The sequence below is a fragment of the Sodalis sp. RH21 genome, from assembly GCF_047324175.1.
Taxonomy (GTDB): Bacteria; Pseudomonadota; Gammaproteobacteria; order Enterobacterales; family Enterobacteriaceae; genus Acerihabitans.
In genome coordinates this window covers 5265409-5289828 of record NZ_CP178732.1, presented here as the reverse complement: position 1 = coordinate 5289828, position 24420 = coordinate 5265409, and the positions used below count along the sequence as shown (strand labels likewise).

Here is a 24420-nt window from a genome sequence, read left to right as displayed (position 1 = left end):
ACTGTGACTCCGTGGCAATTAGCTGAAACGGGCCTGACGACGTTCAAGCCATGACGAAAGCTCCGTCAGGAAGGTGGTCAGAACCAGGTAAATAAGCGCCGCCGCAATATAGAACTGGAATGGGCGGAAGGTGGCGGAAATAATGGTTTGGGCATACAGCGTGATATCGATAACGGTAATGGTCGATAGCAGCGAGGTGTTTTTCAAAGTGGAAATCGCTTCATTGGTCAGCGGCGGCAATACGATGCGGAACACCTGCGGCAGAATAATACGGCGCATCACTTCCCATTTGCTCATGCCCAGCGCGAAGGCCGATTCCGTCTGGCTGCGCGGCACCGCCTGCAGGCCTGAGCGGATAATCTCGGCCACATAGGCGCCGCTGTTCAGGCCCAGCGCCAGCACGCCGGCCACGAACGGCGAGAGATGAATGCCGATTTGCGGAAAGCCGAAGTACACCACGAACACCTGGATCAGCGCCGGCGTGCCGCGGATAAACCAAATATAGAACCGGCCGAGGCCGCGGAATAATTTTACCGGCGAGATTTTGGCGCTGACCGCCAGGAAACCGAAAATCCAACTGAGAACAATAGTGACAATGGTGATCAGTAAAACGGTCCAGGCGGCTTCCAGAAAACCCGCGCCGTAAGTGTTGATGTCGCTCCATAATTGAATCATGGCTGGCTCTCCCTGGATATCCTGGCGATATCTTCATGTAAAATCCGGCTGAGGAACTGGCGCAACCGGGGGCTTTCCGGATGGTGCAGCACCTGCTGCGGCGGCCCGTCTTCCGCCATTACGCCCTGATCGAAAAACAGTACGCGGGAAGACACATCGCGGGCGAAGGCGATTTCATGGGTGACCAGCAGCATGGTCATTCCCTCTTCGGCCAGGGAGGCCATCAGCGCCAGCACTTCACCCACCAATTCCGGGTCGAGGGCGGAAGTCACTTCATCAAACAGCATCAGTTGCGGTTTCATCGCCAGCGCCCGCGCAATGGCCACGCGCTGCTGCTGCCCGCCGGAGAGACGGGCGGGATACTGATCGCGTTTTTCGTAAAGACCGACGCGATTGAGCAAGGCTTCGGCATCGGCAATCGCCTGCTTGCGGTTGAGTTTGCGCACCAGCAGCGGCGCTTCAATCACGTTTTCCAGCACGGTCATATGGGGCCACAGGTTATAGCTCTGAAACACCATGCCGATACGCGCGCGCAGCAGGCGCAACTGCTCCGGCGTCGGCTGATCCCGCGCCCCTTCGCGGAAATCGAAGGAGAACTCATCAAAATTCATAAAACCGCTTTGCGGCATTTCCATTACATTCAGGCAGCGCAAAAAGGTGCTTTTGCCGGAGCCGCTGGCGCCGATAATGGATACCACTTCACCGGCGTGGACCTCCAGCGCCACGTTTTTCAGCACGTGAAGATCGCCGTAGCTTTTATTTAATTCGCGAATGGTTAATAGCGGCCCAGGGGTGGGTGTCATTCAACCTCCCCAGCCGCGCTCGCGGCATCGCTGATGGCAAGACCGATGTCGGCCGGCCGGCGCGATGCGCCATTGATGGGGGTGATATCCTGCGGGCAGGCGGACAGCACCAGATAAATATCGCATTCCGCGCGCAGTTGCAGAACGTCGCCGGCAACGGAACGGGGGGGCGCCCGATCCAGCGCGCCCGTCGCCGTAATCGGGACATTCATAAAAAGATTCAGCGAGGCCGGGGTAAAGGGCAGGGCAACGCCATGTTCCGCCAGGGCTTCGTGAAAATTATCCGTACAGCTGCGATGATAATCAACACAGCCCAGTTCGCGGTAGATTGCGGCGTTACAGGGGCAAAGCAAGGTGTCGTGACGGCCAGGCGTGGTATCGCCCACCAGCGTAAACAGCGGACGGCGATAATTGCTGACTACCGCCATCCCGAGTTCGTAAAAGAGATTGCTATTAACCGATCGGGTATGTTCCATAGAGGAATATTCAAAGGGATCGGCTTGGGTGACGGCCCATGCGTCCACTACCTGGTTGCCGTGGAGATTTTTAATGCCCAGCACCTGCCCTTGCCGCAGCGGCACCGCCGTACCCCGCGTGGCGGCCAGCGTAAACTCGGTAAGAGATGGGTCGTTTTTAGCGGTCATAAAGATCCTCTCTGGTAGAAAATACCTTGGATTTACTTTGGAATTCTTTTGGTATACACAAGAAATGCAATTAAAATGCCACCACCGCGGTTTTCACCAAAAGAGAAAAAAACAATGGAAAAATATTGCCTGATTCCGCAGCCCATACACTCTGGCGGTCTGGACAAACTTAGGGAAAACGGGGTTGAGCCGCTGGTGGGCGAGGCGGCGTGCAACAATGCGCCCGCCGATCGGGTGGTGGCGGCTATCTGGCGCAGCGGGCAATTTTCGCGCACCCAAATGATGCAACTGCCCGCATTATGTACAATTGGCGTGCATGGGGTGGGGGTGGATGGTATCGATGTGCAGGCCGCTTCCGATCTGGGCATTGTGGTGTTCAATACCCCCGGGACCAATACCCGTTCGGTCGCCGAGCATACGCTGGGCCTGATCTTCGCGTTAACCAAACGTATTCCCGCCGCCGATAGGGCCATGAGAACCGGGAATTATGCTTTTAGATTCCAGGGCGGCTTAAGCGAACTGCGCGATGCGACGCTTGGGGTCATCGGTTTTGGCGCCATTGGACAGGCCACCGCGCAACTGGCGCGGGCCATGGGCATGCGGGTGCAGGTGCTGAGCCGCCGCGGCGCCGGGGAGCTGGCCGCCGCGGGGCTGCAAAAAGCGCAGAGCCTGGCGACGCTGCTCGGTGAGAGCGATGTGGTTTCACTGCATCTGCCCTCGGTGCCGGAAACCCACAAGATGATTGGCGCGCCGCAGCTGGCGCTGATGAAACCCGGCGCTTTTTTGGTGAATACCAGCCGCGGGGCGCTGGTGGATGAGCCGGCGCTGATTGATGCCCTGAGGCGCGGCGCGATAGCCGGGGCCGGCCTGGATGTTTTTTGCCATGAGCCGGTGCCCGCCGGCGATCCGCTGCTGGCCCTGGAGAATGTTATTGTTACGCCGCATATCGCCGCCTCGACGGAGCAGGCTATGATGGCCATGGCGAATGCGTCGGTGCAGGGCATACTGGATATCTTGAACCAGCGTCTGCCGGCTTCGCCGATTAACCCCGAAATCTGGGATAAACGGCGGCGGCGCGGCTGACGGGCGCGGAGGTATTACCCGGCGGCGTCGATAACCCGGGCCATCGGCGCCACGGTCACGCCGCTTTTCTCCAGCAGTGCGCGCAGCCGGCCCGCCATCGCCACCGCGCCGGGGGTGTCGCCATGCACGCAGATACTGTCGATCCGGGATTTCAGCCGTTTGCCGCCAAGGGTAATGATGGCCTGGCTTTCCAGCATCCGCATAATGCGCGTCGCGGCCTGCTCGGGGTCATGCAGTACCGCGCCCGGCAATTTGCGCGACACCAGATTGCCGTTATCGGCATAGGCCCGGTCGGCATAAATTTCCCGTACCAGCCGCAATCCCATCTTTTCGCCGGCTTTTTCCGTTTCCATTCCCGGCATCACCACCATCAGCAAATCCCTGTCAACGGCATAAATGGCCCTGGCCACCGCCATGGCCAGCCCGGCATCCTCCGCCGCCATATTACCCAGCGCGCCGTGGGTTTTCACATGTCTGAGCGGATGGCCGATACTGTCGGCCAGGGCTTTCAAGGCGCCAATCTGGTAAATAATCTGCCGCTCGATTTGCGCCGGGCTATCGCCGGTTATCTGCCGGCGGCCAAACCCCTGGATATCATTGAAGCCGGGATGGGCGCCGGCGCCGACGCCGTTGATTTTAGCCTGCTCCAGGGTGGCGAACATCACATCGGGATCGCCGGCGTGGAAGCCGCAGGCAATATTCGCCGAGGTGACGATGCCAAGCATTTTTTCATCTTCGCCCATATTCCAGGCACCGAAACTTTCTCCCATATCGCTGTTCAGGTCGATCAACATGCTGTAGCGCTCCCCGTGGCGGTTCGTCGGCAATCAGTATGACTGGCATCATTCTTGCCTACCATTCTTGCGTACCATTTTTGCGTAGGTAGTCGTGCATAGCAAACGGTGCATGCCAGTCCCGGTGTATTGACAGGCATTGGCTGGTATGCCAAAAGTATTCCATAAACTTTGGCAGACTTAGGCACTTGCGGCAATCAAAATTTTCCAACAGGAATGCAGCGTGGAACACAGACCAGCATCAGCCGAATGGCGGATTCTCCCTATTGCCGATCAGGCGGTGTTTGTGGATTTTGGCGAAATCATCGATGAAGCCATTAATAACCGGGTGACCTCATTGGCCGCCCGGGTCCGGCAAGCGGCCTTGGCCGGCGTCACCTCATTGGTGCCCACCTATCGGGCGTTGACGGTGTCCTATGATTCAACCCGCGTCAGGCAAGCCGTGCTGGTCAGGCAACTGGAAGCCCTGCTCATGACCCACGACGTCGCCACGCCGAAAGTGCGCTGCTGGACCATCCCGGTCAGCTACGGCGGCGAGCAGGGCATCGACCTGATCGCCCTCGCCGCGCTGCACGCTATCAGCCCCCAGCGGGTTATCGACATCCATAGCGCCGCGACCTACCGGGTGTATATGATTGGGTTTATGCCCGGGTTCGCTTATCTGGGCGGACTCGACCCGCGGCTGCATACCTCGCGCCGGGAATCGCCGCGTCTGAAAACCCCCTCCGGCAGTATCAGCATCGGCGGCATGCAGACCGCGGTCGGCTCGGTCGAGGCGCCGAGCGGATGGCATCTGATCGGGCGTACCCCGGTGCGCAGCTTTATGCCGGAGCGCGAGGAGCCGTTTCTGTTCAGCGCCGGCGATCGGGTCCGCTTTCAACCCATCGATGGCGGGACGTTTATCCGGCTTCATGGGCAATCCGACTACTTACCCGAATGGACATGGCAATAATGCTGACTGGTTTTGAGGTGTTATCTCCCGGGCTTTATACGACCTTGCAGGACGAAGGCCGCTTCGGTTATGAAGATTGCGGCGTGCCGCCCTCCGGCGCCATGGATGAGATGAGCTTCGCCATCGCCAACGCCCTGGTGGGCAATCCCGGCAGCGCCGGCGCGCTGGAGTTTACCCTGACCGGCGCGACCCTGCGCCTGACCGGCGATAGCCACTGCCGGTTCGCCATTACCGGCGATATCTATTTCACCCTGGATGAGCGCCCCCTGGCGCCTTATTGCAGTTACCCGCTGCGCCCGGGCGGTACTTTGCGGATTATTCGCGCCCGTAGCGGCGCGCGCGGTTATCTCGCCGTGGCCGGCGGATTTACTGCGCGGCCGGTTATGGGCAGCGTTTCGACGTTGACCCGGGCCGGATTGGGCGGATTCGCCGGCCGGCCCTTGCAAAAAGGGGACTGGCTGGCGCTCAATAGCACCGATACCCGGCCCGCGGCCGCAGGCAGGCCGGTACAGCGGCTGCTGCCGCAATATGAGCATCGCCCGCTGCGGGTGGTGGCCGGTCCCCAGGACGATCACTTCGATGGGGCGGGTTTTGCGCGGTTTCTTGGCGGCGACTATATCATCAGCGGACAAAGCGACCGCATGGGCTACCGTTTAACCGGCGATGCGGTGCCGCACGTCAAAGGCTTCAATATTATCTCCGATGCCATTTCGCGGGGCAGCATCCAGATCCCGGGCAATGGGCAGCCGATTATCGCCATGAACGATCGGCAGACCACCGGGGGTTATCCGAAAATCGCCACCGTGATCCGCGCCGATCTGGCCCGATTGGGACAGCACAAGCCCGGCGACAAAGTCAGTTTTGAATGTGTGAGCGTGGAAAAAGCGGAATCCTTGTGGATAGGGCGCCAAAAACTGCTGCAAAGCTGGCTACGTGAACTGCGCCGCGCCGCGAGCCTGGACATGTAGCCCCAAGGCGATGGACCGGTGCGAAGCTGCCTGCCTACCGGCAGACGTAATGCGGTCTGGGAACGCATCAAGGGCGTATAGCGCCGGGTTCAGGTTATGCGGCGCGGCGGGGTAATCCGATGAATCGAACGTTACCCCGCATCGGCCGGGAGGGGCCGGTTAATCTGTTTTAGTTATCAAGCGCGCCCATGGTTTTGACCTGGTCGCGGTTTATCTGCTCGGTTTTCCCGGTTTCGGCGTTTTTATAAGAAACCAGGCCGGTATCATCGTCTACCTGTGGTTTGCCGTCGGTGATAATGGTTTTACCGTCTGTGGTTCTGATAGCCTGGTTGGATGAGCATGCGGCCAGGAAAAACAGCGAGGCGCAGGTAAAAGCTACGGTAATAAATGCATTTTTCTTCATTTTAGTAACCCCTAATGAACAATGACGAGACGCTTTACGGTCTCACTTATAATCTGTTATATAAATCAAAATGTAAGGGCCGGGAGACGTTTTCCCTTTAGCCTGAATGACGCTACGGATACGGATTCATTGGAAGTATGGGTGTGCTTTTCAATTCTGTCGAATAACGGGCAAAGCGTTGTGGGAATCAGTGCGATCGGCGCTTTGTTTGCCCATTAGTGTCCCGGTTTGGCCCGCAAGGGAGAGTCATTCCTCGCCGAAGCCGTCATGCGCGCGGGCCAGCTCTTCTTGCATATAGCGCGTTGGCGGCAGCCCGACATAGCGGGTAAAGGCGACGCTGAACGCGCTGGCGGAGCTGTAGCCGACGCGTTGCGCAACGTCGGCGATGCCGCCTTCTTTGTGCCGCAGCAGATTCTTCGCCAGCGCCATGCGCCAGGCGAGCAGGTATTCCATCGGCGCTACGCCCACGGCGCGATTGAAGCGCTCGAAGAACGCCGAGCGGGAGAGGGCCGCCTCTTTTGCCAGCTCCGCCACCTTCCAGGGCCGGGCCGGGCTTTCGTGCATCCGCCGTATCGCCGCCGCGAGGCGTTCGTCGGCCAGCCCGCGCAACAGGCCCGGCGATGCCGCGGTGCCCGCGGTGGATCGCAGGGCTTCGATAAGCAGCACCTCCAGCAGGCGTGCGAGGATAACCTCCCGGGCGGGCCGCCGCGCGCGGGATTCTTCGCCCACCAGCTCTACCAGGGTGGCCAGCCTTTGCTCGCCGCGCACGTGCACGAGTTGCGGCAGGAGCGAAACCAGCAGGGCCGCGTCCGGCGAACCGAAGACGCAGTGGCCCACCAGCAATAGCACGTCAGGGGGTACGTTTTGCACGCCGTGCCTGAAGCCGCCATTAAGCAGCGCGACGGGTACGGTATCGCCATCTTCCGCTGGCATCGGTTCGAGGCTCGACATGGCAAAGCCATATGCCGAAGGGATCAGGACAAAGTCGCCCGCCTGCAGATTGATCGGCGCGCGCCCGTCAACCGCAAGGCGGCACGAACCCTCCAGGATGGCGCAATAGAAGGGCTGTCCGGCTTGCGATCGGCGAACGCGCCAGGGGCCGGCGCCGCTGACGACTTTCGAGAACGGCGCGCCGGGCTGGAGCAATGCGACCACCTCGGCCAGCGGATCGACCATGCCTGGACTCCTGCGAATGTAATTTGGACTTATGATTGTAGCAAGTCCGACGGCGGCGACCTATCATTTTTGATACCGCCAACCCCTACAGGAGTTCCCAATGAAAACTGTCCTGATCACCGGATGCTCATCCGGATTCGGTCTCGAAACCGCCCGGTACTTTCTCGATCGCGATTGGCGGGTCATCGCCACCATGCGCACGCCGCGCCATGACCTGCTGCCGCGCTCCGAACGCCTGCGCGTGCTCGCCCTCGACGTTGCCGACCCGGACAGCATCCGCCAGGCCGTGCATGCCGCAGGACCGATCGACGTCCTGGTCAACAACGCGGGCATCGGGCTGCTGCGCGTGTTCGAAAGCACGCCGCTGGACTCGGTCCGCGAAGTGTTCGAGACCAACACTCTCGGTACGATGGCGTTGACCCAGGCGGTGCTGCCGCAGTTCAGGCAACGCCGGACGGGCGTCATCATAAACGTCACCTCGGCGGTAACCTTGAAGCCGCTGCCGCTGCTGGCCGTGTACACCGCAAGCAAGGCGGCGGTCGAAGCCTTTACCGAGTCGCTGGCGCTGGAACTTGCGCCATTTAATGTGCGCGTCAGCCTGGTGTTGCCGGGACGGGCGCCGGACACCCGCTTCGGCGAGAACGCCCGGCCCCGGATGCAGGGCGACAGTCCCGAGGCGTATGCCGACCTCGTGCAGCGCGTTTTCGCGGGCATGGGGCCGACGGGCGAGATTACCCTGGCGTCGGACGTGGCGGAATCGGTGTGGCGGGCGGCGAACGAGCCGTCCTGCCCGTTTCGCCTCGCCGCCGGCGCTGACGCCGTGGCGCTGGCCGAATCACGTTGACCCCGCAAGCCCATCCTTGACAGGTCGCGGCGGTTGCCGACGCCGCCGCGAATGCCCTGTGCGCTAAATAAAGTGAAATTTTCCGCATCAGCGCAAATATTTCCCGCGCTGATTCGTCTACCCCTATATCTGAACAACGTGGAGTAGACGACATGAGAGATCACAAATTTAGGTTTTTGGGTATGGTCGTAGTAGCCATCGTGGTGATGGCCACGCTGGTGATGCTACTGTGGAATGCGTTGCTGCCGGCGATTTTCGGCGTGACGAGTATTGGTTTTTTCCAGGCGCTGGGACTGCTGATCCTGAGTAAAATCCTGTTCGGCGGTTTCGGCGGGCGGGGCATGTTCGGCCGCGGCGGCCGCGAGCTGCGTGAACGCTGGATGGCGATGAGCCCCGAGCAACGCGAAGCTTTTATCAAAGAGCGCGGCATGGGACACCGGCATGGGCCATGGCGCGGACGCTGCCATGGGCGGGATCGGGACGATCAAAAACATACCGAAGATAACGGGCAGGCATAATGACTAAAGCCGCGGAGCGGCGTCGCGATTTGATGACCGCGCTGCGTGACAGCCAGCAGCGCCTGCGCGCGTTTATCGCCAGACGTACCGGCAGCGTTGCCGATGCAGAAGATGTTTACCAGGAGATAAGCTATCAGTTGATTAAGGCCGACAGCTATCTTCATCCTATCGAGCAAGTGGCTGCCTGGTTGTATCGCGCCGCACGCAATGAACTCATCGACCGGTCGCGTAAAAAACGCGAGCTGCTGCTGTCCGAGGATATGGATGAAGAGTGGCCCGCGGGAGCGGAGCTGGCCGACGTGTTGTTTACCCCACGGAACAGCGCCGAAGATGACTATCTGCGCCAACTGGTGTGGCAAGAACTGGACATCGCGCTGGCGGATATGCCCCCCTTGCAACGCGAGGCGTTTGAAAAGACGGAACTTGGGGGATACTCGTTCAAGCAGCTTGCTCAAGAGTCCGGTACCGCCGTTGAAACGCTGCTCTCGCGCAAGCATCAGGCGGTACTGTTTTTACGCCTGCGGTTGCAGGTACTTTACGAAGATCTGACCGGTGACTGAATGGCATGCCGAACTTGCCGTCATGTCCGTTAAAGAAAAATGATTGATGTTAAGCATTCATATATCCCCCATTTTTTATAATAGTAAAATAATCATGGTGATGATTTGATGGAAACACATAAGCATTGATTTAATTATAATAGCTATAAATATAGGGGGTAATATGCCTGTTTTTTCTGTAAGTAATCACCATCGGGTGATTGGGACGCATCATCAGTATTTGGATAAACAAAAAAATAAGGCGGCAATAAATAAAACCTCGGTTTCTGGGAATGACGTTTTTTTGCGGGAAGGGAAAATAATTCATCAGCTTGCCCGTGCCGGAAATATAAATGAATCAGATGCGATGAAATATAATGATACCAGAAAGCAAATTCAGGCGCAGTCGCTTTTAAATATTATGATGTTGATTCTATCGCTAAAGCCGCACACCCACCCTAGTAGTGAACCATTATCGTCTGCAAGTACATCGGCTTTAACTCCTTTTGCTGATAATCATAATAATAGTGGTAATGTGTTCCTCAATGAAAGTATTGCAATCAATAGTCTCATCGATTTGCCGGCACAGCGCCAACGAAACAAAAGAGCCGCCGGCTGTACCTGCGAAGTGCCAAAAGAAGTGCCAAAAGAAGTAAAGGCCAGAAGACAGGCCAAAGCGCAGCGTGCAAATGAAAAACGTGTGAGAGCCAAAGCCAAAGCCGACGCCAGGGCGGCAATGAGAGCCGCAATCAGGGCCGAAGCCGCAGATAGTGCTGCTCATCTGCTAGGCTCAGCGGGCAGTGCCATGGGAGGCGTCGTGGGAAGCGCCACGGGAGGCGCCCCGCTAAGCATGCCTGTCCAACTATTAGGCGCGGCGGGAACCCTGGGGGTTCTGGCTGGCGTCGGCATAGGGATCAACGCCGTCAGCGGGGATGGCACTGCACGGACCAAGGAAGAGGCTACGGGCGAGCCGATGGATATCGAAGATGGCCAGGTTGAAGAACCGCGGACCCAGGCGGTAAAAAGCGATGCAACCAAATCAAATGGTAAAATAAATAGCATAGCTGATAACAAACTCTCTGGAAATATTGAAATAAACCGGATGGATGCTTTTGATAATATCAATCACCGTCAGATAGTGGACAGTAATGATAATATTCAAGAAATTGATATCAGCCACATACCCCATCTAACGCAGTTTATTCATCCTATGAACTATTATCGTTGGCTGTTCAACCATGATAAAATAGATCAGGCGGCGGTGATACATCAGCAAATAATTAGCCATTACCAAACGGACGATATCTATATCCATCATTACGGCGATCTAGAGGATGCCATCCCGCCGCGTTTTTTTTATTTAAGAAACAGCATCCGCGAGTTGAAATCAGAAATAGATAAAGCTCAGGATTTAGTCAATCAGGCATTGTATAATTTTCAACGTACCACGATCAGAAATGATGATAATATCCTACAGTATTCACCGCAAAACAGAATCAAAAAATACCTCAATGGCGCTTTGGGTACAAATGATAAAAATATTATTCATGAGGCGATGAAAAGGCTTGAACACTATCTGTTGGAATTGAAATTTTTTTTTGATAACTATAAAAATAACGTTATTTTTGCTACGTCAAAACAAGTTGGCGTTGATTATATCCACAATTCGAATTGCCCTAACGGCTTTGTCATGCCGCTGGATTCAGGTAACAGAATCGTTATCATGGCGGATATTTTTGGCGAGAATATGGTGCTGAATAATAGATTACACATCACCGCAATCCATGAAGCTTCCCATATCCAGGTCGGTTCAAGGGATTTCGTGTACTCGCCGATTACCCGGTCGGTAGGCGATGCCAGCGAAATTCTGGAAGTTTTTAATGAGGCTTTGTATACCAACGGCAATGAGGCGATTGTTTGTGATGAGCTGTTTCTACAATGCTATGTAAATTTTCTGGACATCAATGTTAGCAACGCCCAATTTCTCCAGTTAATTAAAAACGATCCGATGCTGCAAAAAAACGTCATGATGGATAATGCCGATTCTATTGCGCAGTATATCTCTGATATCGCGCAATCCCGCGCTTACGATCATGATTACCGTCGCCAACGCAGAAGTGAAAGTCATTCCAGCCAGATAAACAGCCGGTTATTAGAGCATACCATTTTAGAATTACTGATTAAGCACGGCGGCGTGGCCTGAGTATTTTATCCAACGTGCAACAGTCCGTCGGCAACGGCGCTGAATTTACGCTAAACGCCCCTAAGGGGTACATACCCATCGGTACCCCACCATGCCTGGCTTCATTTGGTTATTGCCCAACTACCGGCCCGCAGTGCCGTTCCGCAGTGTCGATCATAGCTGCGCCTTTGACCTACCGCAACCGCGCGACCAGCTCTTCGGCGCCTTTATCGATCCCCGCTTCGGCGGCGGCCAAAGACCCCCAGCTCGCCCCGATATTCAGCGCATTGGGGTATTGCTTGGTGACATAAGCGCTAAGCAGGCGGTTGGTGGCGGCTTCATAGATTTCCACGGCATAACTGACCGAACCGGTTAATGCCCCCTGTTTGCCGCGTATGGACTGCACAATATTATAAGGGCCGCCCATCAGGTCGAATCGGGAAAACGTACCGAGCACCGGCGTAGTGGTCTCCGCCCCGGTCAACGTCAATTTAATCCTGAGGGTATCCGCCGCCGGCGTCTCTACTATCCGAAAGCGCTGTCCCAGGCTCTGCTTGACGTGATTTTCCATATAATTCGCCAGGGTCGAGCGATCCGCGTTGGAGATGTCGTCGAATTGATTATCCGCCCCTTGGTAAATCGCCACCGGTTCAACAATGACGCTGGCATATTTTTTCCAGTCGGCGCCGGCTGAATAGCTGTACGGCACGCGACCCGTCCGATCGTCAGCATTCGGCCGCAGCTGGGGCGACGATGTTATGCCGGAATAATTCACCGGCTGCGTGCCGGCACAGCCGGCCAGGACTGCGCAAAAAACCAGAGGAAACAGGCGGAATGAATTAAAATTAACCATTTTACGAGCCTTATCTATAGGGAGCACGGAAAGCCATCCGGAACGCTGCGATACTTGCGCAAGCATCCCGCGATCGGCCGTGGCTGCGGTTGTCGTTGCCTTTACAAAAACGGCCCAGAGCGTTACAGTAAGGTTATCGGCAAAAATAAACCAAACTGTACGGTTTAGTTTTGCATGAGAATTAATTCTCTGTCAAGTAAATGTACAGGTCGGTTCACTTATAGGAAAAATGATGAAGGTACGGACCGAAGCGCGCCGTGACGCCATCATTGATGCGGCGGCCAAACTCTTTCAGGAAATGGGCTACGAAGGCGCGTCAATGAATGAACTGGCGAAACGGTTGGGCGGCTCCAAAGCAACCTTATATAGCTATTTTCCTTCAAAAGAAGAGCTGTTCGTTGCCGTGGTGCAGGCCTATGCCACCTTGCATTTGTCTGATGCGGTGCACGGGCTTTTGGACGATCCGGCCCATGAGGCGGGTCTGGAAACCACACTGCGGCGTTTTGGCGAGCAAATGCTGTTGATATTGATCAACGATGAAAGCGCCCTGGCGGTTTACCGCATGGTGGTGGCCGAAGCGGGTCGCTCGGACGTGGGCATGCTGTTTTATGAGTCTGGGCCCAGCGAGAGTATCGAGGTGCTATCCGCCTTGCTGGCGGCAGCTATGGAACGAGGGGAACTGCGCCGCGCCGACCCGCACATCACCGCGCTGCAATTTCTGGCCCTGGTCACGGCCGAATCCGAAGTGCGGCTATATCAACGCAATCCCCAGCCGCTGGAGCGCGATCGTATCCGCCAGATGGTCGACCGGGCGGTGAATATGTTCCTACGGGGAGCCGCGGGCAGGTAGGACGTGTTGCCAGGTTTCCCTATAAGGCCGGTAAGAATGGTATGCCGACAATCGTAGGGAATATGTTGGTTATAACATCATGGCTAGTTTCAGATCGTGCATAGGCTAAGTGAAGCGATAGTCCTATTTTACTTAACCGCTTTAACTGCACGGTCTGATATATTCCTCCGTAATGAATTAATCACTAATATAAATTGTATTCTTTGTATCAATTGCGAATGTTCAATTCAGCAATGTCTTACATATTGTGAAAATTTTCGCCGCCGCCCATCTCTACGGCGGCAAAATGTTGGTCAGGTGCTTCACCTCCCGATCTTTTCCAGCAGCCCGTCAAGTGTCCCCATTTCCTCCACCGGCCGCGGCGCCCCCGCCGGCGCGGTGAGTCCCACCCGGTTATGCCAGAACGTCGGCAGGCCAACTTTGGCTGTGCCGAACAGGTCGTAGGCCGAGCCGGCGATAAAAACCGCTCGATCGGCGCTGACGCCGGCGGTATCCAGGGCCAACTGATAAGGGCGGGGGTCGGGTTTGTAGAAGCCGGCCAGTTCTGAGGTCACGACCACGTCAAAATCGACGCCGACGCTTTGCGCCGCGGCCAGGCCCAGGCGCTGGGAGCAATTGGTGACCACGCCAAGGCGGTAGCGCTGTTTTAACTGATCCAGCACGTCGATGGCTTCCGGCCAGGGACGCAGCTGCGGCCAGTATTCTTCCAGGCGCAGGGCCGCGTCTTTGCCCAATCCGACGCTGACGGCGGATTCTTCCACCAGGGTTTCATACGGGCGATAGGCGCCGCAGCCATAGGTGAGTTTCAGGTAGGCCATGCGCCAGGTGCGCCCGGCTTCCGCGGAGCCGGCGGCCAGGTTCCAAACCGTCCATGAATCCAGCAGGGCGGTTAGCAGGTCGAATAACACCAGTTCCACGGGGGCCGCCGGTTTCTCTGCCTGGGTCATGTTATTTTCCTTTTAGCCATCAGTTAATCTCGGCGACGGCGCTGATTTCCACCAGCGCGCCATAATGAAGTTCGCTACAGGGCACCACCACCCGGGCGGGGCGGTGGTGCTGCAAATAGCGGCTATAAACGTCATCCACCTGGGGCCATAGGCCGATATCCGCGATATAAATTTGCACGCTGACCAGTTGGGTAACGGATGAGCCGCCGGCCAGTAGAATGGCCTCTAGGTTTTTTAAGGCTTGTAATGCCTGGCCGGCGATATCCGGCGCTAACTCATGGGTATCCAGCGCAAAGGGCAGCTGCCCCGAAACATATACCTGTTGGCCGCTAATGACGGCATGGGAATAGTGTCCCGCCGGCGCCGTTACCGCCGGGCTGTTGATTATCCGCATTCTTGTCTCCGGTGTTGGGTTCCGACTCTACCAGCCGTTGATTCGCGGCCAGTATGCCCGCTCGGTGCCGGCCAGGTAATAGCCGTTATATTGCGCGGCGGTGGCGCAGGCATGATTGGGCAGAATCCGCAATAGCGCGCCAATCGGCAGCGATGGCGGGGCGCCGGTACCGGACCGGGAAGCGATAATGCCATGCTCCTGATTGGCCCCCTGGAGAATCAGGTCGGCGATGGGCCGCCCGTGCATATCGCACACGACGCCGTAACCCTGGTCGATAGCCTGCGCCGCCGTGCCGCGATCCCGCGATAGGGCCATCCAGCCCGCATCCACAATAGTCCAGCCTTTGTCCGCCTGGTGGCCGATGACGGTGGTCACTACGGACAGGGCAATATCCTCCAGGCGGCATACTCCCAGTCCGGCCATGACCAAGTCAAAAAAGGCGAATACCCCGGCGCGCACTTCGGTTACGCCGGTCAGGTCGCGGACAAATAGCGCGGTGGGCGTTGAGCCTACGCTTATGATATCCACCGCAAAACCGGCCTGGCGCAGCATATCGGCGCTATTAACCACGGCATCGCGCTCTTCCCGGGCGCATTGTTCCAGGGCGTCGGCAGAGCGGCAAAAATAGGAGTTGCCGGCATGGGTCATTACGCCCCGGAAATGGACTTTGCCATGTTGCATTAACCGGGCGATATCCAGCAGCACGGGCGAGCGCGGCGGCAAGCCGGAGCGGTGGCCGTCGCAATCAATTTCCAGCAGGACGGCGAAATTTATCGCTGTCCGCTCGGCATATGCCGCCAGGGCAAGAGCCGTATCCAGGTTATCGAGAATGCATAATAACCGGCACCCGGCGCCGATCAGCCGCGCCGCATGATCAAATTTATTCGGGGATATGGCCACGCCATACAAAATATCCGTATAACCGGCGGCGAAAAAATAATCCGCTTCCCGCAGCGTGGAAACGGTAATAGGACCGGGTTCGCCGGCGAACAGGCGCGCGGTGACTTCAAGCGATTTATTGGTTTTAACATGGGGACGCAGCGTGACGTTAAACGGCGCGAGCTTGGCGCGCATGCGTTTAATATTGTTATCCAGCCGCTGGACATCCAGCATCAGGTAGGGGGTTTCAATGATATCGGTTGAATCGGGCAGGGTTGAATTTTGCATAGCACCTCCGGCTTGAGAGACCAGTATAGAAACCGGACGGCGGTGCCGTAAATTTAATTCTGCTAACTCTAAGATTAAGATATGCTAAATAACCGGTATGGTAATCTACTGGCTTGAGATAATTTATTGCCCGCATTCAGGAATGCCCCATGAACGATATGCTGGACCTGAAATTTCTATTGGCGATTCGGGACAATGACACTCTGGTGGCGGCCGCGCATCAGTTGGGAATAACGCCTTCGGCGGTGACCCAGCGGTTGCAGCAGATGGAGAAACGGCTCAACGTGCATCTGATCGACCGCTCGGCCCGCCGCTTATGTTTCACCGGCGAAGGGGAACTGTTATGCCAGCGCGGCAAACCATTGGTTGAACAGTATGATGCGTTAATGGACGAGCTAACCCATCGCCGCGGCGGTTTCGCCGGGATCTTGAAAATCAATGCGCCGTTTGGCTTTGGCCGGCGTTATGTGGCCGACGCCGCGGCGGACTTCCAGCAACTATACCCCGATGTTGAAATCGCACTGACCTTGTCGGATCGGCCGATGGTGGAGGCCGCCGATCGTTTTGATGTCGTGATCCATATCGGTGAATTACGCTCATCCAGTTTAATTGGCCGCACTATTGCCGCCAATAGCCGTTTTATCTGCGCGGCGCCCGATTTTGTCGCCCGCTGCGGGCAGCCCGGGTCGCCGGAAGATTTGGCCCGGCTGCCCTGTATCGCCCTGCGGGAAAATAATGAAGACGTTTTGCTGTGGCATTTTACCCGGGGACGCACCAGCACCAGCGTGCGCGTGAGTTCCGCGCTGGTGAGCAACGACGGCGATATTACCCGTTTATGGGCGGCCCGGGGGCTGGGCATTATTATGCGTTCGGAATGGGACGTGGCGCAGGCCCTGCGCGCAGGGACGCTTGTCCGGCTGCTGCCGGGCTGGAAATTGCCCGACGCCGATGTTATCGCCCTGACCCATCAGCGCGAGGGGCTACCGCTGCGTACCCGCCGGTTTATGCATTTTCTGCGCGATCGGTTCGCTCCCTTGCCGCCGTGGCGGAGACTGTAGCCGCATAAATATTGCCGGTATATTTGCTAAACGCCTTCCAACATCGCGTTAAAACCCCTTTTTTGCAGGACCGGCGCTGGCGTTCAGGCGCGATCTCTTAGCACCGCGCAATCTGGTTAAAACCCTGGCTGCGCTCCGCGGCCGCTTTCGTCGAAACGATTATCGGCCAGCGGAACTGATGACGGTTTATAAGGCCGGTTTTGCCTCAGCGGCATTTTTCCCCACGCGGAAATAGCTCGGCGCTTGTCCAATTACCCGCTTAAACGCCCGGCTAAAGGATGCTTCCGACTCATAACCCAGGCGTTGGGCCACATCGGAAATGCGGGCGGCATCGCGGATAATCCACTGGCGGGCTTGATGCATGCGCACCTGGGCCACGTAGCGGGCCGGGGTTTCGCCCACGATGGCGGCGAATTTGCTGGCGAAGCTGGAGCGCGAAGCGCCCATCATCCTGGCCAGTTCGGTCAAAGACCAGTCGCGATCGGGGCTTGAATGTATCGCCGCCAGCACGTGGCCGATCTCGGGGTTGCGCACCGCCGCAATCCAGCCCGTGGTTTCGCCGCAGCCGTGTTCTACCCAGGCGCGGATGATCTGGGCGGCCAGCACGTCGGCCAGGCGAGCGAGAATGCCGCAGGCGCCCACCCGGCTCATGGCCACTTCGCAGCCCATGGCCTCCAGCAGATGCATAATGGTGGGTTCGTTGCGCATGAGTTCATTGGCGCGCATAAAGTCCGGCATCATGCGCATCAGCGGATGCAGGCTATCGAGGTTAAAGCGCATGGAGCCGTAGAACAGCAGGCAGTTATCGTCCCGCTCGCCGGTGCTGTAATCAAAAATATTGGTGGTGAGGGATTTGCACTGCCAGCGCGGGAAGGGGAGCGGCGTGGCGTCGGGGTCGCTTGCCAGCGCGTGGGCGTGGCCGCGGGGCAATAATACGGCATCCCCGGCGTTTAGCTCGACCCATTCCCCGGCCGGGGTCTTCAGCCAGCAGCCCTGCTCGGCCACAAACAGAAAGCAGGCATCCGTCCTGGCCGGAAACGTAAACGCCCAGGGCGCGGAAAGCGTGCAGCGGCCATATTCAACGCCGTCCAGCCGCAGGCCCTGTAGCATGTCGGTTAAGGGATCGTTTGAAAAATGTGCGTCAGGTTTGGACGAATGGTTAAGCATTCTGGCTTTTCCAGCATGGATGTTCCAAGTTATGGACTGTACCATTCAAGCTAATCCTTGAAAAGACCATTGGAACGACTATGTCAGAAAAGTCCTGTATTGACGATGAGCTTTTGGTAAGTCCCGCCTACGAGGCCGAAAGCGGACCCACCATCGCGGCCTGGAACGCGGTGCTATCGTTATCGATTAGCGTATTTGCCCTGGTCACGGCGGAATTTTTGCCCGCCAGTTTACTGACGCCCATCGCCGGCGATCTTGCCATCTCCGACGGCGTCGCCGGGCAGGCCGTGACGGCAACGGCGCTGGTGGCCGCGGTGGCGGGGCCGGCGGTGGTAATCGGCACGGGTAAAATCGATCGGCGTTTGGTGGTCTGGGGCCTGATGGCGCTGCTGGTATTGTCCAATCTGCTGGCGGGGTTTGCGCCCAATATCTGGGTGCTGCTGACGGCCAGGGTACTGCTCGGTATCGCCCTGGGCGGCGTCTGGTCGCTGGTGGCGGCCCTGGCCCTGCGCCTGGTGCCCACCCGGCTATTGCCGCGGGCCATGATGATTATCTTTACGGGCGTTTCCGCGGCCACGGTATGCGCGCCGGCGCTGGGCGCATACCTTGGCGACCTGCTGGGATGGCGCGCCACCTTTATGGCGGCCTCCGGCATTAGCATCGTGGCGCTGCTTACCCAGTTTATAACCCTGCCCCGTCTGCCGCCCGCGGATGTGCCGGGGCTCGGCACCTTTGTCTTGCTGCTGCGCCGGCGCGGCATCCGCATCGGCCTGATTACCGTGATGTTCGTGATTTCAGCGCACTTTGCCGGCTTTACCTATATCCGGCCATTTCTGGAGCAGGTTCCCCGCCTCGATGTGAAAGCCATTTCCCTGGCGCTGCTGGCCTTCGGCATCGGCGGCTTCCTGGGTAATCTGGCCGGCGGCTTTATTGCCGAGCGCAGCGCCCGGATGGCCGTTGCGCTGGCGGCGATATTGCTCTCGGCCATGGCATTCGCGCTGCTGTTTTATGGGGCGTTCACCAATGTGGCTTTTGTCGCCACCGCCGCCTGGGGCTTTGCTTTCGGCGCCATCCCGGTCGGCTTTCAGACCTGGAATACGCTATCCGCGCCGGACCATGCGGAAACCGCCGGCGCCCTGCTGGTCACCACCTTCCAGATCGCTATTTCCCTGGGCGCGGTGGCGGGCGGCCTGCTGGTGGATAGCCTCGGCTCCCCGGGCGCTATCGGTTATAGCGCACTGGCGGCGCTCGCCGGCGGGCTGATTATGTTGCTGCTCGGCCGTGGCCACGGCCAGCCCGCGGGCTGACCGCGCCCGGCCGGATGCTATGCTTATTGAACTAAAATCATCCGCGCCCTGGTGTCGCGGGGCCGGTACAACGTCTAACCAAAGGAAGCGCAGATAATGAAAATCGGCATAATAGGTGCAGGATATGTGGGCCGCGCATTGGCAGCCGCGGCGGTAAAACAGGGCCATGACGCCATGATCAGTAATTCACGCGGTCCGCATACGCTCTTTAGCGACGGCGCAATGCTGGGCTGTAAAACGGGCACCATCGACGACGCGGCAAAATTTGGCGATGTGGTGATTGTCGCCATTACCCTCAAACATTATAAGGCCGTTCCCGTTGCGCCGCTGGTGAGTAAAATTGTCATCGATACCAATAATTATTATCCGCAGCGTGATGACAAGATTGAAGCGCTGGACAGCGGTTCCACCACCAGCAGCGAACTGTTGGCGGCCCATTTGCCTGAGTCAAAAATCGTTAAGGCCTTTAACGCCATTATGATGACGCATATAGAACGGGACAGCCAGCCGGCCGGCTCGTTTGACCGGCGTGCGCTGCCCTTGTGCGGGGATGACGCCGAAGCTAAAAAAGTGGTCGCCGATCTTTATGACCAGTTCGGTTTTGATGCGGTGGACGTCGGCCCGCTGGCCGAAGGCTGGAAGTTCCAAACCGGTACCCCGGCTTATTGCGTCCGCTTAAATAAAGAGTGGCTGCCCAAAGCCCTGGCGGCGGCCGTTCGCTAGCGCCGTCTTCCCGCCAAGGGAATAAAATACGCTTTTGCCGATACTGCGGCCGTCGAGACCTTAAAATTATCAGCATCGCAGTTATCGGCATCATCCGGACCGTATCAACGCCAATGCTTTACCCCATCGCCTGCCGTCGGAATGCCGCCTCAGGCATGCTACGATACCAGGACGGGTCTTTTATGCCGTAGTGTATTGACGCGGCGGTAAGGTATTTGCATGAAAAAAATTTCTATCGCTATTATCGGCGCGGGCGTGATTGGCATGTCTATAGCGCGTTCATTGGCCATCAAGGGCGCCCAGGTCACTCTCTTTGAGCGTGAATTTATCGGCGCCGGCACCAGCTCCACTACCTTTGGCTGGGTAAACTCCAACGGTAAAAGCCCTGACTCTTACCATCAATTAAACGTTGAAAGCATGCGCGAGCATCAACTGCTGCAGGCTAACTCCGACACCGAGGGCCAATGGCTGGATCAATGCGGAACCTATGAATGGGCCGCCGAAGGCGAGCCGGGCCGATGGCTGACGGACCGCGCGCGGAAACTGCGGCAAAGCGGATATCCGGCCGGACTGGTGTCGGCCGCGTCGCTCCGGCGCCGCATTCCGGAATTACAGCTTGGCCGCCATCATGGCGAAATCTGGCATTTCCCCTCGGAAGGCATTATTTATCCGTCGATTTTCCTGGCCCGCCTGTGGTCGGAAGCCCGGGAGCATGGCGCGGTACTCAGGGCGCCGGTGGGCGTGGTGGATATCACTGAAACCGCGGACGCCGTCGCGCTAACGCTCGCCAACGGCGAAATCTGGCGGGGCGATTTGGCGGTTAGCGCCACCGGCCGCTGGACGCAGGCCCTGGTGGCCCGTTTAGGCCAAACCCTGGCCATGACCGACGCCAATCAGCCGGACAAGCTGGCCTGCGGGTTCCTCGGTTACACTCAGCCCTTGCCCGTGCAACTGCGATCCAACCTGATCACGCCGGATATGAATTTACGCCCTGACGGCGGCGGCCGCTTGCTGTTGCAGGCACTGGATCTGGACGGGCGGGCGGACCCGGCCTATCTGCCTTCGCCCGAGGGATTTATCGGCCGGGAATTGCTTCAGCGGCTGCGGCGGATATTGGCCAATACGCAACATGCGCGCATCGGGCATATCGCGGTCGGCCAGCGTTCCCGCCCCGCCGACGGGCTGCCGGCGGTGGGCTTTATCACGCCGCTGCAAAGAACTTATATCGTAGCGACGCACAGCGGCATTACCTTAGCCCCGCTGCTCGGCCGCCTGGTCGCCGAGGAACTGATCGACGAGGCGCGCTCACCGCTGTTGGCGGACTACGCGCCGGATCGGCTGCTGGGTAAAAATGCCGAGGATTTCAGGGCAGCGCCGGGAAACCCTTTTCCGGCGGCGCAGTAGGTCCGGATAGTACCTCCGTCCCGCCGGGCGGACAAATGTTCGCCCGCCGGACCGGCAGATATGCGGCGCGGTGCCTGCCGTTATTCCGCCGGCAGCAGATCCAAAATCGCCTGGGCGGTATTTACGTCGGTCACCAGCGAGTTGATCATGCCCGAACGCACGGCGCCGATGATGCCGGGCGCTTTTTCCGGCGTGGCGGCGACGCCGATGGTCAGCGGCGTGCGCCTGAGCTGTTCCGGCGAGGCGGCAATCATCCGCTCTTCCCCTTCCCAATGCAGTATGTCCCCGGACTGCGTAACGTAGTGGCGCAGCACATCGCCGGCCGCCTGGCTGAGCGCTTGCTCGTCAAGGGTGGCGGTGGTGGATTCGCTTGGTTTGGGCGCATGGGTCAGCCCGACGCCTACGATGGCCACATCCAGCCGATTCCATAACGAGATAATGCTCTGGACGCTCTGGTCGGCGAGCAGCGCGTCGCGCAATTCGGTCGATGAGATATAGGGGGCGTGCAGGAAATAAGGCGTGCCTTCCATATGTTCGGCGGCCAGCCGCACGAATTCGTTGATTTGGAAATGCGGTTCGGCCTGCTGCATGCCGCCGTTAAGCGCCACGGTCAAGATACCCGGCAGGCGCGGTAAGCCCGCCAGGGTAACTTCGCGGATGGCGCGCCCCCAGCCTATGCCCACCACGGACCCGCTCCCCAACCTGGCATGTTGCAACAGGCCGGCCAACGGCGTCGCCAGCGATGCCAGCACGTTGGATGGCGGCGTGTCCACCACCGCCGCGGTCTTTAGTCCCAGCCGCGCAATCAAATCGATCGTCATATCTTCGGGCGAGGTTAAATCAATCACCTCGATACGAATAATGCCGGCGGCACGCGCTTTATTCAGCAGGCGTGAGATGGTGGCGGTCGATACGCCCAGCTTGCGGGCGATATCCACCTGGGACATATCCGACTCGTAGTGCAGCTTGGCCACCATATGCATCATGGCGCGAGTTGCCGTCACATCCTGCAAAATTGGTTCTTTCAGCTTGAAATTCCTTTCTGTAATGTATTACACTCATTTTGACGTAGGGGAATTATTGCGCAACGCCGTCGAAAAAGCAAACGGCGTACCGAGCAAAAAAACCTTATAAACCGGCGGCATGCGCGGGTTTTAGCCCCTTCGTTAACGATGGGGAGGTCCGTGGCAGTCGTCAGAGCATGTTGGTATATGCAATAAATTTCACGCCAAGGAGTCATAAATGTCAAAGATGTCTACTTCAGAACTACGTGGTTATCAACAAATTTGCGGCAGCAACGGCGCCATGATGGTCATCGCCTGCGACCAGCGTGGTGCAATGCGCAGCCTGCTTGCAAGCGATCCGCAGCAGCAGGCGAAAATCTCCGAACAGCAACTGGGGATCATCAAGGCTGATATTACCCGTTACCTGGCCAGCAACGCGTCCTGCGTGTTGGTCGACCCGGTATGCGCCGTGCCGCAATTGGTGGACGACGGCGTTATCACCCGCGACACCGCGCTGCTTATCGGCCTGGATGCCTCGGGCTGGGATACGTCGCCCGAAGGTTATCGCCTTTCGCGCCTGGTGCCCGATGTCAATGCCCGCCATATCCGCGAACTGGGCGGCACCGGCGGCAAAATCATGGTGTATCTGCGCGCCGATCATGAGGCGGCGAATCAGCATAATATCGACATTCTACGCCAGTGCGTGGAAGATTTCGCCCGGGAAGATTTGCTGCTGGTGGTCGAATTCCTGACCTATAAACTGGACGGCGAAAGCGACGAAGAATATCAGGCTAAATTCCCCGAGCTTATCAAAGGCGGCACTAAAATCTGTCTGGCGAACGGCGCCAAGGTATTAAAGTTGCCTTATCCCGGCTCCCCGCAAGACTGTGCCGAAATCACCCGGCTGGCAGGGGATGTTCCCTGGGCCGTGCTGTCCGCCGGGGTCGATCATGCCACCTTCCTAACCCAGGTTGCCGATGCTATGAGCAACGGCGCATCGGGAGTAATCGCCGGGCGTTCGCTGTGGAAAGACTGCATTTCGCTGGACAGCGCGGCGACCAAAGATAAACTTGAAACCCTGGCGGTGCCTCGCCTGAACGAAATCCAGGCCGTTATTCGTCAATATTATCATGCGGGCACATCAAACACCGGCGCAGTGGCCGGGCAGGTAAAGTATGGCTGATCACAAGATAGCGTCTGGCTGCGGGCAGCGGATCGTGCTGGTTAATGGTATCCCCGCCTCCGGGAAAAGCACTGTCGCCGCCGAGCTGTCTAAACGTACCGGCTGGCTGTACTTGTCCCTTGACGTTATCAAGAACCCTTTTTTGCAGCGTATCGACGGCGTGGATCGCGAGTTCAACCGGCTTTTGGGCAAGGCGAGCTATGAAGTTATCTGGTCCATCGTGGCCAACGCCCCCGCGGGCAGCACTATTATTGTCGACGCCTGGTTCGGTTTTCAGCCTAAAGCCGTGCTGATGGACTATCTGGTTCAGGCTAATGTGACCCATCTGGCTGAAGTCTGGTGCGAGGTTACCGGTGATGTCGCCGCCCAGCGTTATGCGGCACGTCTCGATCAAAGATTACCCGGCCATCCCGGCGGGGAATATATCCCTGAATTAATTGTGCTGGCCAAGCAAGCGCAACCGATGAATCTGGGCTTGGTCTATAAAATGGAGCAATCTGTCCCGGTGGATATGAATAAATTAACTGACTGGTTATTCCAGGCGCTCGAAGTCCCAGTCGATATTAATAAAATTTCGTTAAGGAGCTAACAAACGCTTACAAAATAAAAATATTTATTCACTATCGGTTTTACCTTTTATTGTTATTTGTGGCGAATAACCGTGGGCGCTATTTATAATTTTTTTGGCTGTATGGCATCATCGATATTTATTATTAATGACCAATAGGTATGGATGGATCACAGTTTTAATTTTTACCAAAAAGTATACTCACAAAAACAAT

General features: G+C 57.6%; 26 protein-coding genes. 14 read left to right on the top strand and 12 right to left on the bottom strand.

Features of this window, described 5'->3' with window-relative positions:
* Window positions 1-18 precede the first annotated feature (18 nt).
* The 3 genes from ACL2XP_RS24465 to ACL2XP_RS24455 are packed head-to-tail and all read right to left on the bottom strand — an operon-like array spanning window position 19 to window position 2122.
* Window positions 19-675 (bottom strand): amino acid ABC transporter permease, encoded by a 657-nt coding sequence (locus ACL2XP_RS24465; RefSeq protein ID WP_413735986.1) that lies wholly within the window; start codon window positions 673-675, stop codon window positions 19-21.
* Window positions 672-1478, bottom strand: a complete 807-nt coding sequence (locus ACL2XP_RS24460) for an amino acid ABC transporter ATP-binding protein (protein WP_413735984.1) — start codon at window positions 1476-1478, stop codon at window positions 672-674. The genes ACL2XP_RS24465 and ACL2XP_RS24460 overlap by 4 nt, the downstream gene beginning before the upstream one ends.
* Window positions 1475-2122 (bottom strand): DUF1989 domain-containing protein, encoded by a 648-nt coding sequence (locus ACL2XP_RS24455; protein WP_413735982.1) that lies wholly within the window; start codon window positions 2120-2122, stop codon window positions 1475-1477. The genes ACL2XP_RS24460 and ACL2XP_RS24455 overlap by 4 nt, the downstream gene beginning before the upstream one ends.
* 114 nt (window positions 2123-2236) lie before the next feature.
* Here ACL2XP_RS24455 and ACL2XP_RS24450 point away from each other — a divergent pair, with 114 nt between their 5' ends.
* The gene (locus ACL2XP_RS24450) at window positions 2237-3205 is read left to right on the top strand and encodes a hydroxyacid dehydrogenase (protein ID WP_413735981.1); all 969 of its coding nucleotides are present in this window, start codon (window positions 2237-2239) and stop codon (window positions 3203-3205) included.
* 14 nt (window positions 3206-3219) lie between these two features.
* Here ACL2XP_RS24450 and ACL2XP_RS24445 read toward each other — a convergent pair whose 3' ends face one another.
* Complete coding sequence (locus tag ACL2XP_RS24445; protein ID WP_413735980.1) at window positions 3220-3999, bottom strand: LamB/YcsF family protein; 780 nt, start codon at window positions 3997-3999, stop codon at window positions 3220-3222.
* 223 nt (window positions 4000-4222) lie between these two features.
* On the opposite strand from ACL2XP_RS24445, the gene pxpB reads away from it, so the two are divergent.
* Window positions 4223-4951: a 5-oxoprolinase subunit PxpB gene (gene pxpB, locus ACL2XP_RS24440; protein ID WP_413735978.1), complete on the top strand. Its 729-nt coding sequence runs from the start codon at window positions 4223-4225 to the stop codon at window positions 4949-4951.
* Window positions 4951-5919 carry a biotin-dependent carboxyltransferase family protein gene (locus ACL2XP_RS24435; protein ID WP_413735976.1) on the top strand — a complete coding sequence of 323 codons (969 nt, stop codon included), beginning with the start codon at window positions 4951-4953 and terminating at the stop codon, window positions 5917-5919. The genes pxpB and ACL2XP_RS24435 overlap by 1 nt, the downstream gene beginning before the upstream one ends.
* Before the next feature lie 169 nt (window positions 5920-6088).
* On the opposite strand, the gene ACL2XP_RS24430 is transcribed toward ACL2XP_RS24435, so the two are convergent.
* Together ACL2XP_RS24430 and ACL2XP_RS24425 are read right to left on the bottom strand one after the other, a co-directional pair.
* On the bottom strand, window positions 6089-6322 hold the full coding sequence (locus ACL2XP_RS24430; protein ID WP_413735974.1) for a YgdI/YgdR family lipoprotein: 234 nt from the start codon (window positions 6320-6322) through the stop codon (window positions 6089-6091).
* 246 nt (window positions 6323-6568) lie between these two features.
* A complete protein-coding gene (locus ACL2XP_RS24425) occupies window positions 6569-7498 on the bottom strand; it encodes an AraC family transcriptional regulator (protein WP_413735972.1) in 930 nt (309 codons plus the stop codon).
* A gap of 100 nt (window positions 7499-7598) precedes the next feature.
* On the opposite strand from ACL2XP_RS24425, the gene ACL2XP_RS24420 reads away from it, so the two are divergent.
* The 4 genes from ACL2XP_RS24420 (at window position 7599) to ACL2XP_RS24405 (ending at window position 11602) form a co-directional block, all read left to right on the top strand.
* Window positions 7599-8342, top strand: coding sequence for an SDR family oxidoreductase (locus ACL2XP_RS24420; protein ID WP_413735970.1), 744 nt, complete (start codon window positions 7599-7601; stop codon window positions 8340-8342).
* Between the two features lie 182 nt (window positions 8343-8524).
* Window positions 8525-8860 carry a hypothetical protein gene (locus tag ACL2XP_RS24415; protein WP_413735969.1) on the top strand — a complete coding sequence of 112 codons (336 nt, stop codon included), beginning with the start codon at window positions 8525-8527 and terminating at the stop codon, window positions 8858-8860.
* A complete protein-coding gene (locus tag ACL2XP_RS24410; RefSeq protein WP_413735967.1) occupies window positions 8860-9420 on the top strand; it encodes an RNA polymerase sigma factor in 561 nt (186 codons plus the stop codon). The genes ACL2XP_RS24415 and ACL2XP_RS24410 overlap by 1 nt, the downstream gene beginning before the upstream one ends.
* 163 nt (window positions 9421-9583) lie before the next feature.
* On the top strand, window positions 9584-11602 hold the full coding sequence (locus tag ACL2XP_RS24405; protein ID WP_413735966.1) for a hypothetical protein: 2019 nt from the start codon (window positions 9584-9586) through the stop codon (window positions 11600-11602).
* Window positions 11603-11774: 172 nt separating this feature from the next.
* On the opposite strand, the gene ACL2XP_RS24400 is transcribed toward ACL2XP_RS24405, so the two are convergent.
* On the bottom strand, window positions 11775-12434 hold the full coding sequence (locus ACL2XP_RS24400) for a DUF3313 domain-containing protein (RefSeq protein WP_413735965.1): 660 nt from the start codon (window positions 12432-12434) through the stop codon (window positions 11775-11777).
* Between the two features lie 232 nt (window positions 12435-12666).
* Between ACL2XP_RS24400 and ACL2XP_RS24395 the strand changes: the two genes are divergently transcribed.
* Complete coding sequence (locus ACL2XP_RS24395; RefSeq protein WP_413739280.1) at window positions 12667-13284, top strand: TetR/AcrR family transcriptional regulator C-terminal domain-containing protein; 618 nt, start codon at window positions 12667-12669, stop codon at window positions 13282-13284.
* A gap of 302 nt (window positions 13285-13586) precedes the next feature.
* Here the strand turns inward: ACL2XP_RS24395 and ACL2XP_RS24390 are convergent, their stop codons facing one another.
* The 3 genes from ACL2XP_RS24390 to ACL2XP_RS24380 are packed head-to-tail and all read right to left on the bottom strand — an operon-like array spanning window position 13587 to window position 15792.
* Complete coding sequence (locus ACL2XP_RS24390; protein ID WP_413735963.1) at window positions 13587-14231, bottom strand: HAD-IA family hydrolase; 645 nt, start codon at window positions 14229-14231, stop codon at window positions 13587-13589.
* A 19-nt stretch (window positions 14232-14250) separates the two neighbouring features.
* Window positions 14251-14625 carry a RidA family protein gene (locus ACL2XP_RS24385; protein WP_413735961.1) on the bottom strand — a complete coding sequence of 125 codons (375 nt, stop codon included), beginning with the start codon at window positions 14623-14625 and terminating at the stop codon, window positions 14251-14253.
* A gap of 27 nt (window positions 14626-14652) precedes the next feature.
* A complete protein-coding gene (locus ACL2XP_RS24380; RefSeq protein WP_413735959.1) occupies window positions 14653-15792 on the bottom strand; it encodes an alanine racemase in 1140 nt (379 codons plus the stop codon).
* A 149-nt stretch (window positions 15793-15941) separates the two neighbouring features.
* Here ACL2XP_RS24380 and ACL2XP_RS24375 point away from each other — a divergent pair, with 149 nt between their 5' ends.
* On the top strand, window positions 15942-16850 hold the full coding sequence (locus ACL2XP_RS24375) for a LysR family transcriptional regulator (RefSeq protein WP_413735958.1): 909 nt from the start codon (window positions 15942-15944) through the stop codon (window positions 16848-16850).
* A gap of 186 nt (window positions 16851-17036) precedes the next feature.
* Here ACL2XP_RS24375 and ACL2XP_RS24370 read toward each other — a convergent pair whose 3' ends face one another.
* The gene (locus ACL2XP_RS24370; RefSeq protein ID WP_413735956.1) at window positions 17037-18017 is read right to left on the bottom strand and encodes an AraC family transcriptional regulator; all 981 of its coding nucleotides are present in this window, start codon (window positions 18015-18017) and stop codon (window positions 17037-17039) included.
* Window positions 18018-18097: 80 nt separating this feature from the next.
* On the opposite strand from ACL2XP_RS24370, the gene ACL2XP_RS24365 reads away from it, so the two are divergent.
* The 3 genes from ACL2XP_RS24365 to ACL2XP_RS24355 all read left to right on the top strand — a co-directional run bounded on the left by ACL2XP_RS24365 (window position 18098) and on the right by ACL2XP_RS24355 (window position 21451).
* Window positions 18098-19324, top strand: a complete 1227-nt coding sequence (locus ACL2XP_RS24365; RefSeq protein ID WP_413735955.1) for an MFS transporter — start codon at window positions 18098-18100, stop codon at window positions 19322-19324.
* 96 nt (window positions 19325-19420) lie between these two features.
* On the top strand, window positions 19421-20047 hold the full coding sequence (locus ACL2XP_RS24360; RefSeq protein WP_413735953.1) for an NADPH-dependent F420 reductase: 627 nt from the start codon (window positions 19421-19423) through the stop codon (window positions 20045-20047).
* Window positions 20048-20266: 219 nt separating this feature from the next.
* On the top strand, window positions 20267-21451 hold the full coding sequence (locus ACL2XP_RS24355; protein WP_413735952.1) for an NAD(P)/FAD-dependent oxidoreductase: 1185 nt from the start codon (window positions 20267-20269) through the stop codon (window positions 21449-21451).
* A gap of 80 nt (window positions 21452-21531) precedes the next feature.
* On the opposite strand, the gene ACL2XP_RS24350 is transcribed toward ACL2XP_RS24355, so the two are convergent.
* The gene (locus ACL2XP_RS24350; protein ID WP_413735950.1) at window positions 21532-22437 is read right to left on the bottom strand and encodes a sugar-binding transcriptional regulator; all 906 of its coding nucleotides are present in this window, start codon (window positions 22435-22437) and stop codon (window positions 21532-21534) included.
* 256 nt (window positions 22438-22693) lie between these two features.
* Here ACL2XP_RS24350 and ACL2XP_RS24345 point away from each other — a divergent pair, with 256 nt between their 5' ends.
* Both ACL2XP_RS24345 and ACL2XP_RS24340 read left to right on the top strand, forming a co-directional pair.
* Entirely contained in the window at window positions 22694-23638 is a 945-nt protein-coding gene (locus ACL2XP_RS24345) for a tagatose-bisphosphate aldolase (RefSeq protein ID WP_413735949.1), read from the top strand.
* Window positions 23631-24227 (top strand): AAA family ATPase, encoded by a 597-nt coding sequence (locus tag ACL2XP_RS24340; RefSeq protein ID WP_413735948.1) that lies wholly within the window; start codon window positions 23631-23633, stop codon window positions 24225-24227. Before ACL2XP_RS24345 ends, ACL2XP_RS24340 begins: the two co-directional genes overlap by 8 nt.
* Window positions 24228-24420: the final 193 nt, after the last annotated feature.

Excerpts from the sequence above, each read along its gene's own strand:
- ACL2XP_RS24360 (WP_413735953.1), top strand. The coding sequence starts at position 19,421 with ATGAAAATCGGCATAATAGGTGCAGGATATGTGGGCCGCGCATTGGCA.
- ACL2XP_RS24395 (WP_413739280.1), top strand. The coding sequence starts at position 12,667 with ATGAAGGTACGGACCGAAGCGCGCCGTGACGCCATCATTGATGCGGCG.
- ACL2XP_RS24435 (WP_413735976.1), top strand. The coding sequence starts at position 4,951 with ATGCTGACTGGTTTTGAGGTGTTATCTCCCGGGCTTTATACGACCTTG.
- ACL2XP_RS24340 (WP_413735948.1), top strand. The coding sequence starts at position 23,631 with ATGGCTGATCACAAGATAGCGTCTGGCTGCGGGCAGCGGATCGTGCTG.
- ACL2XP_RS24390 (WP_413735963.1), bottom strand. The coding sequence starts at position 14,231 with ATGACCCAGGCAGAGAAACCGGCGGCCCCCGTGGAACTGGTGTTATTC.
- ACL2XP_RS24445 (WP_413735980.1), bottom strand. The coding sequence starts at position 3,999 with ATGTTGATCGACCTGAACAGCGATATGGGAGAAAGTTTCGGTGCCTGG.
- ACL2XP_RS24350 (WP_413735950.1), bottom strand. The coding sequence starts at position 22,437 with ATGATGCATATGGTGGCCAAGCTGCACTACGAGTCGGATATGTCCCAG.
- ACL2XP_RS24355 (WP_413735952.1), top strand. The coding sequence starts at position 20,267 with ATGAAAAAAATTTCTATCGCTATTATCGGCGCGGGCGTGATTGGCATG.
- ACL2XP_RS24415 (WP_413735969.1), top strand. The coding sequence starts at position 8,525 with ATGGTCGTAGTAGCCATCGTGGTGATGGCCACGCTGGTGATGCTACTG.
- ACL2XP_RS24425 (WP_413735972.1), bottom strand. The coding sequence starts at position 7,498 with ATGGTCGATCCGCTGGCCGAGGTGGTCGCATTGCTCCAGCCCGGCGCG.
- ACL2XP_RS24450 (WP_413735981.1), top strand. The coding sequence starts at position 2,237 with ATGGAAAAATATTGCCTGATTCCGCAGCCCATACACTCTGGCGGTCTG.
- ACL2XP_RS24345 (WP_413735949.1), top strand. The coding sequence starts at position 22,694 with ATGTCAAAGATGTCTACTTCAGAACTACGTGGTTATCAACAAATTTGC.
- ACL2XP_RS24455 (WP_413735982.1), bottom strand. The coding sequence starts at position 2,122 with ATGACCGCTAAAAACGACCCATCTCTTACCGAGTTTACGCTGGCCGCC.
- ACL2XP_RS24465 (WP_413735986.1), bottom strand. The coding sequence starts at position 675 with ATGATTCAATTATGGAGCGACATCAACACTTACGGCGCGGGTTTTCTG.
- ACL2XP_RS24410 (WP_413735967.1), top strand. The coding sequence starts at position 8,860 with ATGACTAAAGCCGCGGAGCGGCGTCGCGATTTGATGACCGCGCTGCGT.
- ACL2XP_RS24375 (WP_413735958.1), top strand. The coding sequence starts at position 15,942 with ATGAACGATATGCTGGACCTGAAATTTCTATTGGCGATTCGGGACAAT.
- ACL2XP_RS24420 (WP_413735970.1), top strand. The coding sequence starts at position 7,599 with ATGAAAACTGTCCTGATCACCGGATGCTCATCCGGATTCGGTCTCGAA.
- ACL2XP_RS24385 (WP_413735961.1), bottom strand. The coding sequence starts at position 14,625 with ATGCGGATAATCAACAGCCCGGCGGTAACGGCGCCGGCGGGACACTAT.
- ACL2XP_RS24365 (WP_413735955.1), top strand. The coding sequence starts at position 18,098 with ATGTCAGAAAAGTCCTGTATTGACGATGAGCTTTTGGTAAGTCCCGCC.
- ACL2XP_RS24430 (WP_413735974.1), bottom strand. The coding sequence starts at position 6,322 with ATGAAGAAAAATGCATTTATTACCGTAGCTTTTACCTGCGCCTCGCTG.
- ACL2XP_RS24370 (WP_413735956.1), bottom strand. The coding sequence starts at position 18,017 with ATGCTTAACCATTCGTCCAAACCTGACGCACATTTTTCAAACGATCCC.
- ACL2XP_RS24460 (WP_413735984.1), bottom strand. The coding sequence starts at position 1,478 with ATGACACCCACCCCTGGGCCGCTATTAACCATTCGCGAATTAAATAAA.
- ACL2XP_RS24380 (WP_413735959.1), bottom strand. The coding sequence starts at position 15,792 with ATGCAAAATTCAACCCTGCCCGATTCAACCGATATCATTGAAACCCCC.
- ACL2XP_RS24400 (WP_413735965.1), bottom strand. The coding sequence starts at position 12,434 with ATGGTTAATTTTAATTCATTCCGCCTGTTTCCTCTGGTTTTTTGCGCA.
- ACL2XP_RS24405 (WP_413735966.1), top strand. The coding sequence starts at position 9,584 with ATGCCTGTTTTTTCTGTAAGTAATCACCATCGGGTGATTGGGACGCAT.